Here is a 13381-nt window from a genome sequence, read left to right on the forward strand (position 1 = left end):
CCCCACCACCAAAAACCCACCTTTTTGTTTTTTTCTTACGGCGGCCCGACCGCTTTCTTTTTTTTTTTTTTGTTTTTTTTTGGGGGCCGGCCCCCCCCCCCCCCCCACGACAGCGAGAGTGGAATGACTGGTCTTCGCGCCGATATACGATCCACACAGCGGACGAGCGCTCGCGATCTCGCCGCGCGTTCCGCCCGAGTTTGCTTCGTCGCATTGCCCTCGTTGAGACAAGGGCGCAGGGAAGGCCGGGCGCCGGCTGGCACCCGCAGGTCCGTGCGCGATAGAAATGCACACGGGGTGGACCACAGGTTCGCCGGATCGCCCGGCCTTCCCTGCGCGATGGTTTTAACGTGTCCTTCGTGCTCTCCTCGGGGAGCGACGCACTATTGCCCCCGTCGCCATGCAGATGACTGATGCGCGCGCCCGGTTGGGCCGCCACATCACCGCAGGACTTGACGCACAGACCCCGGGCGTCAGGACCACACGACTTGTTCGTCCGCGCACGTCCTCGCATGTCGCTTCGAGTGCTGGCGTGTGCTCACACCCAAAGCCATGCCAAGACGCTTTCGGCATCGTGTCGTAGGCACGAAAGCCATTGCTCACAGCCGAAGCCGCCCTGCAATGCCTGTTATGCCCGACGCCGTCGCGTCCATCGCTGCCCAGCCCGCGGTTCGTGACGATCGCGATCCGCCCCTTGTCTCGGGCCAGGGTGTGTCGCTTGTACGTCAAATCCGAATTTCGGTAAAGTGGAGTATTTCGCGGGGTGGGCTTGACAGGCGGTGTGGCGGAAATGGTCGCGGCTGTTTTGCCCGACGGGCACGGGGAGGCGAGGGGGACGAGCTTTGGCCCAAAGTGCTGAGAGACGGCAGCTTTTGAGGGCGGAGCGGGAGTTGTTCGGCTCGGACATCATCGACGGCTTGTGACCCCGTAGCGGACTCTCGCATCGGTTACTAGTCAGCTTCAACGTAGCGAATGATGCTCTGATTTTGAACGTTTGCAACCAATTCATCCGCGCGGGACAAAAGACGGCGGAGCAGCGGCGACGGATTGGTCCGATTGTATCCCAGCGCCAGATCGACCGACGGCGTGCCGCCCTCGAGCGCTCTGGCGACGACGTTCGGTGCAAGCATGTTCTGCGCATAGAGCGGGACGAGGCTAATTCCGCCTGTGGAAGCCACGAGCGACATGGCCGATGATATGTTTTCGCCTTCGTATTTCGCCTTGAGGGTAATGCCGACCCGAGATGCGTAATCCTGTATGACCTCTTGCAAGACCGGCGATGTTCTTGCCGAGCTGACATAGATCTCGCGGGCGAGATCCTGCGGACGAATCTTCTTCCGTGACGCCAAGCGGTGTTCGGCCGGCAGCACGGCAATCAAGGGCTCCTTCGCCAATATCTTGAAGACGACGCACTCGTTGTCTTTCTCTGGACGAAGGAAAGCAATGTCCAGCTTTCCCCGCATCAATGCCAGTGCGAGTTCTGGCGAAGATTGCGTGCTGAGCGTCACGTCGACATCGGGGGCTTCCTCGCGGAGGATGCGCAGCAACTGGGGGAGCCACATCACCTCCAGCCCGACGAGAAAGCCCATCGAGAGGACGGGCCTTTGCGGTTGCGCCGTCTGCCGGGCCCCTTCCGTTGCGGCCTCGACCTGCAGCAGCGCCAGCCGCACATGATCGAGAAACACGCGTCCGGCAGCGGTCAGCGTCACGCCTCGCGCCTGGCGCTCCAACAATTGGACGCCGACTTCGACTTCCAGATCGCGAATTTGCCGGCTCAAGGACGGCTGGGAGGTGTTCAGTCGCCGTTCGGCGGCGTTCAGCAGGCTGCCTTCTTCAGCGACGGCAACGAAATAGCGCAGGTGCCGGAGCTCCATGATCCCTCGTATATCTTCCAGGCATAGCTTGAAGCCTACAAGGTCTTGGTCAGGAGCCAAAGAGGGATTTACCGTTTCGCAGTCTTCAACCAAAAAGGACAACGAACAATGTCTTCGCCGAAGCATAGTATCGTCTTCAGCAAAGTGATCCCAGCACTCCAGGCCGATAGGCACGGCGTGATCGCAATTCAGCACGGCCTCGACAATTCTGCAGCGCGATCGAGAGTGGAGTCCCTCATTTAGCGGGAAACGCACGCGAATGCGCAGGAGCGACGAATAGCGCCGTGCCGGATCCGGCGATAACGCGCCGGCGATCGGGTGTCGTCACGGCAAGGGCTCGCCTGCGAGGCCGCTGAACATCGTGTCTTTTGGAAAGCCAGGGGGCGCGGTCTGTGGCCTGATCAGCTTGGGCCTGCCTGCTTTTTAGACCCCCGTCCGCAAACTTTTCAACAAAGATCTGACAGCGCAGATGGAGCGACTCGATGTCGACGATCACGACTACAGACGGCGTAAGCATTTTCTACAAAGATTGGGGATCAGGTCAGCCGATCGTGTTCAGCCACGGCTGGCCGCTGACAGCGGACGACTGGGATGCCCAGATGATGTTCTTCCTTCGCCACGGCTACCGGGTGATCGCCCACGACCGGCGCGGCCACGGCCGGTCCGACCAACCCAACACCGGCAACAATATGGACAATTGGGTTGCCGACCTCGCGGCCCTGACTGAACACCTCAGCCTGCGCGACGCGATACATATCGGGCATTCGACAGGTTGCGGTGAGGTCGCTCGCTATGTTGCTCGCCACCCGGCGCGCGTCGCGAAGGCCGTGCTGGTCGCTTCACTGACGCCGAACATGTACCGGAGCGAGGACAATCCGTCCGGTCAACCGCCGGAGTGGTTCGAAGCGATCCGGGCAGGTATGTTGGGTAACCGGTCGGAGTTCTACCGTTTCGTCCCTGAGAATCCGTTCTACGGCTACAATCTCGACGGAGCCAAGCCTTCGGAGGCCATTATCGCCAACTGGTGGCGCCAAGGCATGGCTGGTGGTGCCCTCGCTCACTATGCGACCGTCGACTCTTGGCTCGAAGACTACACCGAGGATCTCAAGAAGATCACCGTGCCGGTGCTGGTGATGCATGGCGAGGCGGATCAAGTCGTCCCATTCGCAAGTACCGTGCCGCGTGCGGTCAACCTGCTTAAGAACGGCTCGCTGAAGACTTATCCCGGCTATCCCCATGGCATGCTCACCACACATGCGGATGTCCTCAACCCCGACCTGCTCTCGTTCATCAGGTCTTGACGACATCGCTCATCCGTCATCGTCTCCCGCACGAAGGAGATGCCGTTTGCAAGGCGGCCTCTCCTTCCAGTTCAAGAGACGGTGTACGACAGCCGCTTTTTGGCCCATAGCCGCCATGCAATCTGACGGCTTAGTGACGCCTTCAAGGGCACCCCGGACGCAACGAACCACTGAGTTCGCGTCCTAGATCATCCCCGCCAACCGCAATGCCACGCCCGCAGCGCAACTGCCCGCCAGCACCGTCAGCATCCCCAGCTTGAACCGGAAGATCGCGGTTGCGGCCGCGATCGACAGCACGAGCGCGGGGATATCGACGCTGGTCAGCACCGGCATGTCGAAGGCAAACGGGAAGGCGTGCACCGGAACGGTGTCGCGGAACAGCGTGTGCAGCGCGAACCAGATCGAGAGGTTGAGGATCACGCCGACGACGGCAGCCGTGATGGCACTGAGCGCACCGCCGAGGCCCTTGTTGCCGCGCAGCCGTTCGACGTAGGGGGCGCCTACAAAAATCCAGAGGAAGCAGGGTGTGAAGGTGACCCAGGTCGCGAGCAGCCCGCCGAGCGTGGCCGCGAGCATCGGCGACAGCCCGCTGGCGTCGCGGTAGGCGGCCATGAAGCCCACGAACTGGAGCACCATGATCAAGGGGCCCGGCGTGGTCTCGGCCATGCCGAGACCGTCGAGCATCTCGTGCGGCTTGAGCCAGTGATAATTCTCGACCGCCTGCTGGGCGACATAGGCCAGCACTGCGTAGGCGCCACCGAAGGTGACCAGCGCCATTTTCGAGAAGAACAGTGCGATGTGACTGAAGACATTCTCTTGTCCAACAGCGAGCAGCAGCGCGATCACCGGCACCAGCCACAGCGCCAGCCACAACGCGCCGACGCGAATCGTGCGCGCGGTGTTGGGGCGTACATGCTCGGGCACGGCGTCGCCGAGCATGCTGTCGATCACGGCGCTGCTGCCGGCAGGGCCGTGACCGGCCGGCGCGAATTCCGGACGGCCCTGTTTGGCACCGATATATCCGATGACGCCTGCGGCGATGATGATGACCGGGAAGGGGATCGCGAAGAAGAAAATCGCGACGAAGGCTATCGCGGCAAGCGCGATCATGATGCGGTTCTTCAGCGCGCGCTTGCCGACGCGCACCACGGCCTCGACGACGATGGCGAGCACGGCGGCTTTCAGCCCGAAGAACAGCGCCTCGACGAAGCTGACATTGCCGTAGGCGGCGTAGACGTAGCTCAGGCCCATGATGGCGATGATGCCGGGCAGGATGAACAGCCCGCCCGCCATCAGCCCGCCGGCGGTGCGATGCATCAGCCAGCCGACATAGGTCGCAAGCTGCTGCGCCTCCGGGCCCGGCAGCAGCATGCAGTAATTGAGCGCGTGGAGGAAACGGGCTTCCGAAATCCAGTTCTTCTCCTCGACCAGGATGCGGTGCATCACCGCGATCTGGCCCGCGGGCCCGCCAAAACTCAGGCAGGCGACGCGGAGCCAGACGCGAAAGGCTTCGCTGAAGCTGACGCCGTGACCGGCATCAGCTCCTGCTTCGATCGTACGGATATCCATCAAGCCTTCGCCTTGTTGGTCGGCCAGTTGTGGGTCTCGGACGTGGCGTCGCGACACCAGCGATAAAAGGCGTCGTAGAGCAGCATGCCGGCCTCGAGCTGTTCGAGGTCGTCATCATACATCCGCGACAGCCCGAGCGAAGCTGCGAGCAATCCGGGAGCCTCCGGCGCAAGGTCGGGCCGCCCGGTGTCGGCGCCGCGCACCAGCGTTGCGAGCCGGAGCAGCGCCGGCGCTGCAATCCCGAACTCCTCGATCATCACGTCGAAGGTGCAGAGCTCACCACGGTGGCTCCAGAACACGTTCTCGATGTCGAACGGGGCTGCCTTGAAGCGTTCGCCGACGGCGACCACTTCGGACGGAGCCACGAACAGGAACACCGCGTTTGGATCGACGAAGCGTCGGATCAGCCAGGGGCAGGCGATGCGGTCGACCTTGGGCCGCGCCCGCGTCACCCAGACGGTGCGTCCCTTGGCGTCGCGCGGCGGCAGCTTGCGGGTATCGAGCAGCGGCAGCTTTGCCTCCTTCCAGCCCTCGAAGCCGCCTTCCAGCGTCTCGGCCTGGACCCCAAGCTGCCTGAGCCAGGCTGCCGTGCCCTGCGCCAGCTTTGCGCCGCGCAGGCAGGAGACAATGGCGGTGCGGCCGGCGAATTCGGCACCCCATTCCGGAACATTGTCGTGACTGAGCTTGATCGAACCTGGGATCAACCGCCGGTCGGCGGCAAAATCCTCGTCGGTGCGCACGTCGATCAGGGCAGGAGCGTTCGCCGTGCCGATCAACCGTGCCAGTTTGTCAGATGATATCGTCGTGTAGGAAGACATGATGCGCCCTCGTGAAAAACAACGGGACGCGATACTTGGGCATGTCGCCTCGTGGGGAGATCGCTCAAATCCCCATGGCCTTCATTACACCGAAACGGCACCTACCTGTCAATCGGCTCGTTCCGGCGATTTTGCCCAGAAGACTCGCAGGTCTATATTAGGGGTCAACGGCCCGGGCCTTTCGGAGACTTTGCGATGCATTCTCATTCCGTCGAACAATGGACCCATGACCACGCCTTCCTGGGCGACAAGCACGACGAGAACGAGCGGCGCACCTGGCTCGTCGTCATCCTGACGCTGGTCATGATGGTCGGCGAGATCGTCGCCGGCTCGCTGTTCGGCTCGATGGCACTGCTCGCCGACGGCTGGCACATGGGCACGCATGCGGCGGCGCTGGGGATTGCCGCGTTCGCCTATCGCTTTGCGCGGAGGCACCTGGGGAGCTCGCATTTCAGCTTCGGGACTGGGAAATTCGGCGATCTCGCCGCCTTCGCCAGCGCGATCATCCTCGGTCTGATCGCGGTCGAGATCGCCTATGAGAGCGTGCTGCGGCTGATCAATCCGGTGCCGATCGTCTATGGCGAGGCGATCGCGGTCGCTGCCCTCGGTCTGTGCGTCAACCTCGCCAGTGCCTGGCTGCTTCGCGACAGCCACGATCACCACCATCATGGCCATGCGCATGATGATCACGATGATCACCACCACCATCATCACGACAACAATCTCCGCGCCGCCTATGTCCACGTCATGGCGGATGCAGCGACCTCGGTGCTGGCGATCGCCGCGCTCGTGGTCGCCATGTATTCGGGATGGGCCTGGGCCGACCCGGCGGTCGGCCTGATCGGCAGTGCCGTGATCGCAAGCTGGGCGTTCGGTCTGATCAAGACGTCAGGCGCGGTGCTGCTCGACGTGCGCGCCGACGAGAAGCTCGAGCGCGTGATCCGGGCGCGCATGGAGACCGGCGACGACCGCGTCACCGATCTGCATCTGTGGCAGGTCGGTCCCGGCCATTGCGCCGTGCTGGTGTCCGTGGTGTCGGACAAGCCCAAGCAGCCGGCGGTCTACAAAAAGCGGCTCGCCGGACTGAAGGGGCTGAGCCACGTTACCGTCGAGGTCGAGACCTGCCCGCATTGACAATGTCTTTTGCGGGAATTCTGCGGACTGGCCGGGGTTGATCTTCGGTCACAGCCGACATGGCAGTCGACATGGCTGCAAGGGAGGGACGAATGATGCCAATGGTCAAGAGGATCAAAAGGACCAAGCTCGCTGTCGCCGTCGCTGCACTCGTTCTGTCCGGTCATGCGGTGCTCGCGCAGTCCGAAAAGACGGGTGTCGAAAAGCTCTACGTCTTCAATTGCGGGGAGGGCACCGCCGGCGACATCTCGCGCTGGACGCCCGGCCTCAACGAGGGCAAGACGATGGACTTCGTCGACAGCTGCTATCTCATCAAGCACGCCAAGGGCTGGTTCCTGTGGGACACCGGCATCACCGACGCAGTCGCCGCGATGCCGAATGGACTTACGCCCGCTGATCCCAAGGCCGTGACCTGGCGCCGGCCGAAGACGCTTGCCGCCCAGCTCGAACAGCTCGGCCTCAAGCCGGACGACGTCAAGATGATGGCTGTCTCGCACACCCATCCCGACCACACCGGCAATGTCGAGCTATTCCCGCAGGCCACGCTCTACGTGCAGAAGGCCGAGTATGACTGGCCCGGCGCCAACAACGAGCCGCGCTTCAAGCCGTCGCATCCGGTCGAGCTGCTTGCGGGCGACAAGGACGTGTTCGGCGACGGCAGCGTGACCATCCTGTCGACGCCCGGCCATACGCCGGGACACCAATCGCTGCTGGTGAAGTTGCCGAAGACCGGCGCTGTGGTGCTGTCGGGCGATGCAGTGCATTTCAAGGACAATTGGGATAACCGCCGTGTGCCCAGCATGAACGCCAACAAGGACCAGAGCGCGGCCTCGATGCAGAAGATCGCCGACACGCTCAGTAAGGAGAAGGCGCAGCTCTGGATCAACCACGACAAGTCCCAGCGCGACAGCCAGAAGATGTCGCCGGAGTTTTACGACTAGCGCGGCTAGCCTTTCGGTGCGGTCACGGCGGGCGGGCTCGCGTCCGGCGCCTTCTTCGGTTTCAGCGAGCCGGCGTAGAAGGAGATCAGCCAGACCAGGATGATGGCGAGGAGATAGACACCCCAGGCCTGCGGCGGCGTGGTCGCCCAGCGCAGGAGGCCTTTGAATGTGCGGGGCGGGCGCGTGTCTTCGGCCATGCTCCGCTTGTGCGCGAAAGCTCCCGCCCGGTCAATCCGGCCGCGGTTGCGCGCGGATCATGAACAGCGCGGCCAGCGCCGAGAGGCTGAGCGCGGAGGAGACGATCAGCACCTTGGCGCCCATGACGTCGATGAGCAGGCCGAAGGCCAGCGGCGCCACGGCCTGCGCCATCCGTGCCGGCGCGCCGATGATGCCGAGGCGATAGCCGAAATCCTTGGGGCCGAAGATCGACAGCGGCAGCGTGCCGCGCGCGATGGTCAAAATGCCGTTGCCGGAGCCGTGGAACAGCGCAAACGCGCTGGCTGCGGCGCCGCCGAAGATCGCCACGACCACCGCGCCGATCGGGTGGGTGAGGCAGGCAAGCCGCGTCGACCACAGCGGGTGAAAGCGGCTGAGGAAGCCTGCTTCCAGAACCCGCGCGGCCACTTGCGCAGGGCCAATCAGCGCTCCGGCCGCGATCGCCTCGACCGGCGTCGCGCCGGTGGTCTCCAGGATACGCGGAAAATGCGCGGCCATCGCGCCGGTGACGGTCCAGACCGCGGCGAAGACGAACGCGAGCAGGATCATGGTGCGGTCGAGCGGCAGATGCGGCTTCTCTGCTGTCGCCGCGGCCTCCCTCGCGCCCTTGATCGTCGGCAGCATGAAGAAATTTAGCGGCAGGCTGATCAGGATATTGGCGGCGGCCCAGGCGAAGCAGGTGTCGCGCCAGCCGATATGGGCGAGGCCCCAGGCGGTGAGCGGCCAGCCAATGGTGGATGCAAAGCCCGCCATCAGCGTGATGCCGGTGATCGGCCTGCGCGCCTCGGTGCCGTAGATGCGGCCGAGCGCGGCGAAGGCGGCGTCGTAGAGCCCCATCGCCATGCCGATGCCGAGCACGAGCCAGGCCATCGTCATCACCGCCACCGATTGCGAGAGGCCGAGCAGAACGAGACCGGCGGCGATCGTCAGGTTCGACACCGAGAGGACCTGCCGGCCGCCGACGAGATCGATCTGTCGCCCGATACGCGGGCCGAGCAGCGCCGAGATCACCAGCGAGGCCGAGAACGCGCCAAAGACCCAATTCGAGGAGATGCCGAGATCGCGCGCCATGGGATCGGCGAGCAGCGCCGGCAGATAGTAGCTCGAGGCCCAGGCCAGGGTCTGCGTGGTACCGAGCGCCAGGATGATCGGAAGCTGGCGCTGGCTCATATCCCGGTATTTCTGGTCGGCGGTGTCATCATTCCCATTTGCGGCCCGAGGCGGCAGCGCGTCAACAGCGTCCGCGACATATGCGACCTACCGCGGGTGAGAGCCTTGACGCAAGGTCGCGCCCCGCCTTTCGCTAGTCACGAATGCACGGCATAATGGCGCATGCAATTGACCTCGCGCCTTGCGCTGATGAACTGGTTGGCCGGCAAGGGGCTCACCGGCCTGCCCGAACCCGAACTGCTGCGCGGCTTTTGCGAGCGCTGCTGCGCCGAGGGGCTGGAACTCTCGCGTGGGCTTGTCGTCATCGATACGCTGCACCCGATCTACGAGGGTCGCGCCTTTCGCTGGAGCGATACGCCGACCAACGAGAGCGACGTCGTCGAATACGGCTCGACGGTCGAGGGCGACGCGGCCAACAATTGGCGCCGGTCGGTGTTCTATCATTTGCTCGAGCATGGCCACGACGAGATGGTGATCGACCTCGCCGACGCGCCCTCGCTCGATTTTTCGCAGATCGGCGAGCTCGCCGAAACGGGTCACCGCCATTTCCTGGCCTTTGTGCACCGCTTCGGCGAGACCGGAGCGCTTGGGCAGATGGACTGCCTTTACTCATCCTGGACAACGCGACGCGACAGCGGCTTCGCGGAAGGCGAGCTCGCGGCGCTGCGCGATCTCGTGCCGGTGCTGGGGCTCGCGATCAAGTCGGCGCAGCAGGTCGACATCGCGCGCACGCTCGGCCGCGTCTATCTCGGACGCGATGCGTCAGAGCAGGTTTTGAGCGGACGTATCTCGCGCGGCGTCACCGAGCGCATCAACGCCGTGCTCTGGTATTCGGATCTGCGCGGCTCGACCGGAATCAGCGAGAGCATCGGCCCCGACGAGATTATCCCGTTCCTCAACGACTATGCGCAGGCCGTGATCGATGCGATCCACGACGCCGGCGGCGACGTGCTGAAGCTGATCGGCGACGGCGTGCTCGCGATGTTCACCGGCGAGGACATGGCGCATGCCCGGCGCGCGGCGCTACGCGCCGAGCATCTGTTCCGCAAGAACGTCGCTGCGCTGAACCTGCGGCGGGGGGCCGAGGGCCGTCCCACCACGTCCGCCTATATCGGCCTGCATGTCGGCGAGGTCTTTTACGGCAATATCGGCAGCGAGGACCGGCTCGACTTCACCGTGGTCGGTCCGACCGTGAACGAGGTCAGTCGCATCGCCTCGATGAGCCGTTCGGTCGATCGCGAGCTGCTGGCCTCGGCGGAGTTCTACAAGGGCCTCGACGCCGCCGGCCGTCGCTATCTCGTCTCCACCGGCCGCTACGCCCTGCGCGGCATCGGCCGCGCGCAGGATCTCTACACGCTCGATCCGGAGGTGGACGCGAGCGAGCCGGTGACGGGGAGCTACGAGCGATATCTGGCGGGCTAGGCTGGCTGCTCCCCCAATGTCGTCCTGGCGAAAGCCAGGACCCATAACCACCGACTGTAGTTTTGCGAAGACTTGTAGTTGGCGATTTCTTGCCAAACTGCTCCCTTGGGTAATGGGTCCTGGCTTTCGCCAGGACGACGCCAGAGAAATTGTCTAACACCGCGCCGCCACCTCATCGCCCACCATGTCCGGCTGCCGGTCCAGCGCCACCGCGGGCGAGAGCGAGATCACCAGCGCCTGCACGCCGAACACCGCCGCGGCGAGATACAGGCAGGCTTCCGCGCTCCAGACACCGCCGACGATAGCTCCGAGCGCCGAGCCGACCGGACGGGCGCCGTAGCTCATGATGTTGATGGCGGAGACGCGGCCGAGCAGGCGCGGCGGGGTTACCGACTGGCGCAGCGTCGTGGTCGAGATCACCCACAGGATCGGCCCGACGCCGAGCAGGAAGAAGCTCAACGCCGCAAGCCAGGGCGAGGGGACCAGCACCGTCAGCGCCATCACCATCGCGGCGACGAAGCCGGTGACGGGGCCGAGGCCGACGACCGTGCCGAACGCGATGCGCTTCATCACGCGGGTGGCGAACAGCGCGCCGATCACCATGCCGACGCCGTACATCGTCAGCACGGCGCCGACACCGGCAGCGGTCAGGCCGAGGTGACGTACGGCGTAGGGCACGAACACCGCGATCTGCAGGAACCATCCGGTGTTGAAGATGAACTGGGTGATGAAGACCGGCCGCAGCAGCGGATGGTGAAACACGAACGCTGCGCCCTCGCGGATGTCCTGGAACGGATGCCGCCGTGGCGCCGGCGTGCGGGCGGGCTCGTAGATGCCGGAGAGCAGCACGACGGCGATTGCGGACAGCGCGGCCGCAAAGCCGAAGGCGGGGCTCGCGCCCCACCACCCCACCAGCGCGCCGCCGAGCGCAGGGCCGCTGGCGAACGCGATGGTGCGTGCAAGCTCGATCCGCGCATTGGCGGCCGGCAACAGGTCCGAACTCACCAGCGAGGGCACCAACGCCGGCGCGGCCACGCTGTAGACGACGGTGCCGCACACGGCGGCAAAGCCGAGCAGAGCCAGCAGCGGCAAATTGAGCGCGCCGAGTGCGAGCAGCAGCACGATCGCTGCAAGGGCCGCGGCCCGCAGCGCCTCGGCGCCCGCCATCAGCGAACGGCGGGAGATGCGGTCGGCCAGCAGGCCGGCCGGGATGGCGAAAAGGACGAAGGGCAGGGTCAGCGCGGTCTGGAGCAGGCCGGTCTGGCCTTCGGCGACGCCGAGCGTCAGCACCGCGACGATGGGGGCCGCGGCCAGCGCGATCTGTTCGGCCGACTGTGCCGCCAGGTTCGACCAAGCGAGGCGGTTGAATGTCTCGGGGAGGCGTGGGGAATTCGACATGGCTCATTTCCTGCAAAGTCGGGTTAGCGCCACTATCCGCCTCGGGAGGCCGCCGAACCCACCCGGTTCCCGACAGGGCGCCAAATAGCGACCGCCACCGGAACGCACCCGGCTAGATGCAGTTGCAAATGAGTTGCAATAAGGCTCGACTTCGGTATTCTCGCCCCATGGATGCTCGCTCGCCCGATTTGACCCGAGACGCCGCCGGCTGGCGCAATGACGCACCTGCGACCAAGAGCCTTGCCGAGGTGAATGCCTCGGTCGCCCTCCCCATCGCGGGGGTGTGGTGGCGGCGGCTGCTCGCCTTCGTCGGTCCGGGCTATCTGGTGTCGGTCGGCTACATGGACCCCGGCAATTGGGCGACCGACCTCGCCGGCGGGTCCAAGTTCGGTTACACGCTGCTCTCGGTCATCCTGCTCTCAAATTTGATGGCGATCCTGCTGCAATCGCTGGCGGCACGGCTCGGCATCGTCACCGACCGCGATCTCGCGCAAGCCTGCCGTGCGACCTATTCGCCGGCCGTGAATTTCCTGCTCTGGATCGCCTGCGAGGCGGCGATCATCGCCTGCGATCTCGCCGAGGTGATCGGCACCGCCATCGCGCTAAAACTCCTGTTCGGCATTCCCCTGATCGGCGGCGCGCTGATCGCTGCGCTGGACGCCTTCTTGCTGCTCATCCTGATGAATCGTGGCTTCCGTTTCCTCGAAGCCTTCGTCATCGCATTGCTCGTCGTGATCGCAGTCTGCTTCACGGTCCAGCTTGCCGCGGCGGCACCGCCGGTGGCCGAGATGCTGAAGGGATTTGTGCCGAAGACCGAGATCTTCACCAACCCCGAGATGCTCTACATCGCGATCGGCATCATCGGCGCGACCGTGATGCCGCATAATCTCTATCTGCACTCCTCGATCGTGCAGACGCGCGCCTATGAGCGCAACGACACGGGCCGGCGCGAGGCGATCAAATGGGCGACGACGGATTCGACCGTCGCCCTGATGCTGGCGCTGTTCATCAATGCGGCGATCCTCGTGGTGGCGGCTGCGACGTTCCACAAGAGCGGCCATTCTGATGTGGCCGAGATCGGCCAGGCCTTCGAGCTGCTGTCTCCGCTGCTCGGCCTCGGCATCGCCTCGACGCTGTTCGCGGTGGCGCTGCTCGCTTCGGGCCTGAATTCAACGGTGACGGCGACGCTCGCCGGACAGATCGTGATGGAGGGCTTTCTCGATTTGCGCCTGCCGAGCTGGGCACGCCGGTTGCTGACGCGCGGCATCGCGATCGTTCCCGTGATCGTCGTCACCGCAATCTATGGCGAGCGCGGCACGGCCGATCTGCTGGTGTTCAGTCAGGTCGTGCTGTCGATGCAGTTGCCCTTCGCGGTCATCCCGCTGGTCCGCTTCGTCTCCGACCGTCGCAAGATGGGCAAGTTCGTAATCCCGGTGTGGGTCGCGGCGATCGCGTGGATCGTCGCGGGCATCATTGTGATTTTGAACGTGAAGCTGCTGGTGGATACGCTGTTCGGGTCGTGATTGTTGCGCGCTCCT

Annotated in this window: 11 protein-coding genes; 5 read left to right on the top strand and 6 right to left on the bottom strand. The window is 64.4% G+C overall.

All coding sequences use genetic code 11. The annotated features are described in order from the left end of the window. Nucleotides 1–950 precede the first annotated feature (950 nt). Nucleotides 951–1874, bottom strand: coding sequence for a LysR substrate-binding domain-containing protein (locus AC0L21_RS07130; RefSeq protein WP_473259640.1), 924 nt, complete (start codon nt 1872–1874; stop codon nt 951–953). A gap of 482 nt (nt 1875–2356) precedes the next feature. Between AC0L21_RS07130 and AC0L21_RS07135 the strand changes: the two genes are divergently transcribed. Further along, nucleotides 2357–3175, top strand: coding sequence for an alpha/beta fold hydrolase (locus AC0L21_RS07135; protein WP_473259642.1), 819 nt, complete (start codon nt 2357–2359; stop codon nt 3173–3175). A gap of 183 nt (nt 3176–3358) precedes the next feature. Here the strand turns inward: AC0L21_RS07135 and chrA are convergent, their stop codons facing one another. Together chrA and AC0L21_RS07145 are read right to left on the bottom strand one after the other, a co-directional pair. Continuing rightward, nucleotides 3359–4744, bottom strand: coding sequence for a chromate efflux transporter (chrA, locus tag AC0L21_RS07140; RefSeq protein ID WP_473259644.1), 1386 nt, complete (start codon nt 4742–4744; stop codon nt 3359–3361). Beyond that, nucleotides 4744–5562, bottom strand: a complete 819-nt coding sequence (locus AC0L21_RS07145; protein WP_473259646.1) for a chromate resistance protein ChrB domain-containing protein — start codon at nt 5560–5562, stop codon at nt 4744–4746. The genes chrA and AC0L21_RS07145 overlap by 1 nt, the downstream gene beginning before the upstream one ends. A 195-nt stretch (nt 5563–5757) precedes the next feature. Between AC0L21_RS07145 and dmeF the strand changes: the two genes are divergently transcribed. Then, nucleotides 5758–6696, top strand: coding sequence for a CDF family Co(II)/Ni(II) efflux transporter DmeF (gene dmeF / locus AC0L21_RS07150; RefSeq protein ID WP_473259648.1), 939 nt, complete (start codon nt 5758–5760; stop codon nt 6694–6696). 101 nt (nt 6697–6797) lie between these two features. Beyond that, entirely contained in the window at nt 6798–7637 is an 840-nt protein-coding gene (locus AC0L21_RS07155; RefSeq protein ID WP_473260099.1) for an N-acyl homoserine lactonase family protein, read from the top strand. Between the two features lie 5 nt (nt 7638–7642). Here the strand turns inward: AC0L21_RS07155 and AC0L21_RS07160 are convergent, their stop codons facing one another. Together AC0L21_RS07160 and AC0L21_RS07165 are read right to left on the bottom strand one after the other, a co-directional pair. Continuing rightward, nucleotides 7643–7834, bottom strand: coding sequence for a hypothetical protein (locus AC0L21_RS07160; RefSeq protein ID WP_473259650.1), 192 nt, complete (start codon nt 7832–7834; stop codon nt 7643–7645). Between the two features lie 31 nt (nt 7835–7865). Then, entirely contained in the window at nt 7866–9023 is a 1158-nt protein-coding gene (locus AC0L21_RS07165) for an MFS transporter (protein WP_473259652.1), read from the bottom strand. Nucleotides 9024–9185: 162 nt separating this feature from the next. Between AC0L21_RS07165 and AC0L21_RS07170 the strand changes: the two genes are divergently transcribed. Beyond that, the gene (locus AC0L21_RS07170) at nt 9186–10445 is read left to right on the top strand and encodes an adenylate/guanylate cyclase domain-containing protein (protein ID WP_473259654.1); all 1260 of its coding nucleotides are present in this window, start codon (nt 9186–9188) and stop codon (nt 10443–10445) included. A gap of 153 nt (nt 10446–10598) precedes the next feature. On the opposite strand, the gene AC0L21_RS07175 is transcribed toward AC0L21_RS07170, so the two are convergent. Then, a complete protein-coding gene (locus tag AC0L21_RS07175; RefSeq protein ID WP_473259657.1) occupies nt 10599–11843 on the bottom strand; it encodes an MFS transporter in 1245 nt (414 codons plus the stop codon). A 167-nt stretch (nt 11844–12010) separates the two neighbouring features. Here AC0L21_RS07175 and AC0L21_RS07180 point away from each other — a divergent pair, with 167 nt between their 5' ends. Beyond that, entirely contained in the window at nt 12011–13366 is a 1356-nt protein-coding gene (locus AC0L21_RS07180; protein ID WP_473259660.1) for an Nramp family divalent metal transporter, read from the top strand. The last annotated feature ends 15 nt before the right edge of the window (nt 13367–13381 follow it).

The organism is Bradyrhizobium sp. WSM4873 (assembly GCF_055811355.1).

What these genes read in the sequence shown, in the direction of transcription:
- AC0L21_RS07130 (WP_473259640.1), bottom strand. Translation starts at nt 1,874, where the DNA reads ATGGAGCTCCGGCACCTGCGCTATTTCGTTGCCGTCGCTGAAGAAGGC.
- chrA (WP_473259644.1), bottom strand. Translation starts at nt 4,744, where the DNA reads ATGGATATCCGTACGATCGAAGCAGGAGCTGATGCCGGTCACGGCGTC.
- AC0L21_RS07175 (WP_473259657.1), bottom strand. Translation starts at nt 11,843, where the DNA reads ATGTCGAATTCCCCACGCCTCCCCGAGACATTCAACCGCCTCGCTTGG.
- AC0L21_RS07160 (WP_473259650.1), bottom strand. Translation starts at nt 7,834, where the DNA reads ATGGCCGAAGACACGCGCCCGCCCCGCACATTCAAAGGCCTCCTGCGC.
- AC0L21_RS07145 (WP_473259646.1), bottom strand. Translation starts at nt 5,562, where the DNA reads ATGTCTTCCTACACGACGATATCATCTGACAAACTGGCACGGTTGATC.
- AC0L21_RS07165 (WP_473259652.1), bottom strand. Translation starts at nt 9,023, where the DNA reads ATGAGCCAGCGCCAGCTTCCGATCATCCTGGCGCTCGGTACCACGCAG.
- AC0L21_RS07155 (WP_473260099.1), top strand. Translation starts at nt 6,798, where the DNA reads ATGGTCAAGAGGATCAAAAGGACCAAGCTCGCTGTCGCCGTCGCTGCA.
- AC0L21_RS07180 (WP_473259660.1), top strand. Translation starts at nt 12,011, where the DNA reads ATGGATGCTCGCTCGCCCGATTTGACCCGAGACGCCGCCGGCTGGCGC.
- AC0L21_RS07135 (WP_473259642.1), top strand. Translation starts at nt 2,357, where the DNA reads ATGTCGACGATCACGACTACAGACGGCGTAAGCATTTTCTACAAAGAT.
- dmeF (WP_473259648.1), top strand. Translation starts at nt 5,758, where the DNA reads ATGCATTCTCATTCCGTCGAACAATGGACCCATGACCACGCCTTCCTG.
- AC0L21_RS07170 (WP_473259654.1), top strand. Translation starts at nt 9,186, where the DNA reads ATGCAATTGACCTCGCGCCTTGCGCTGATGAACTGGTTGGCCGGCAAG.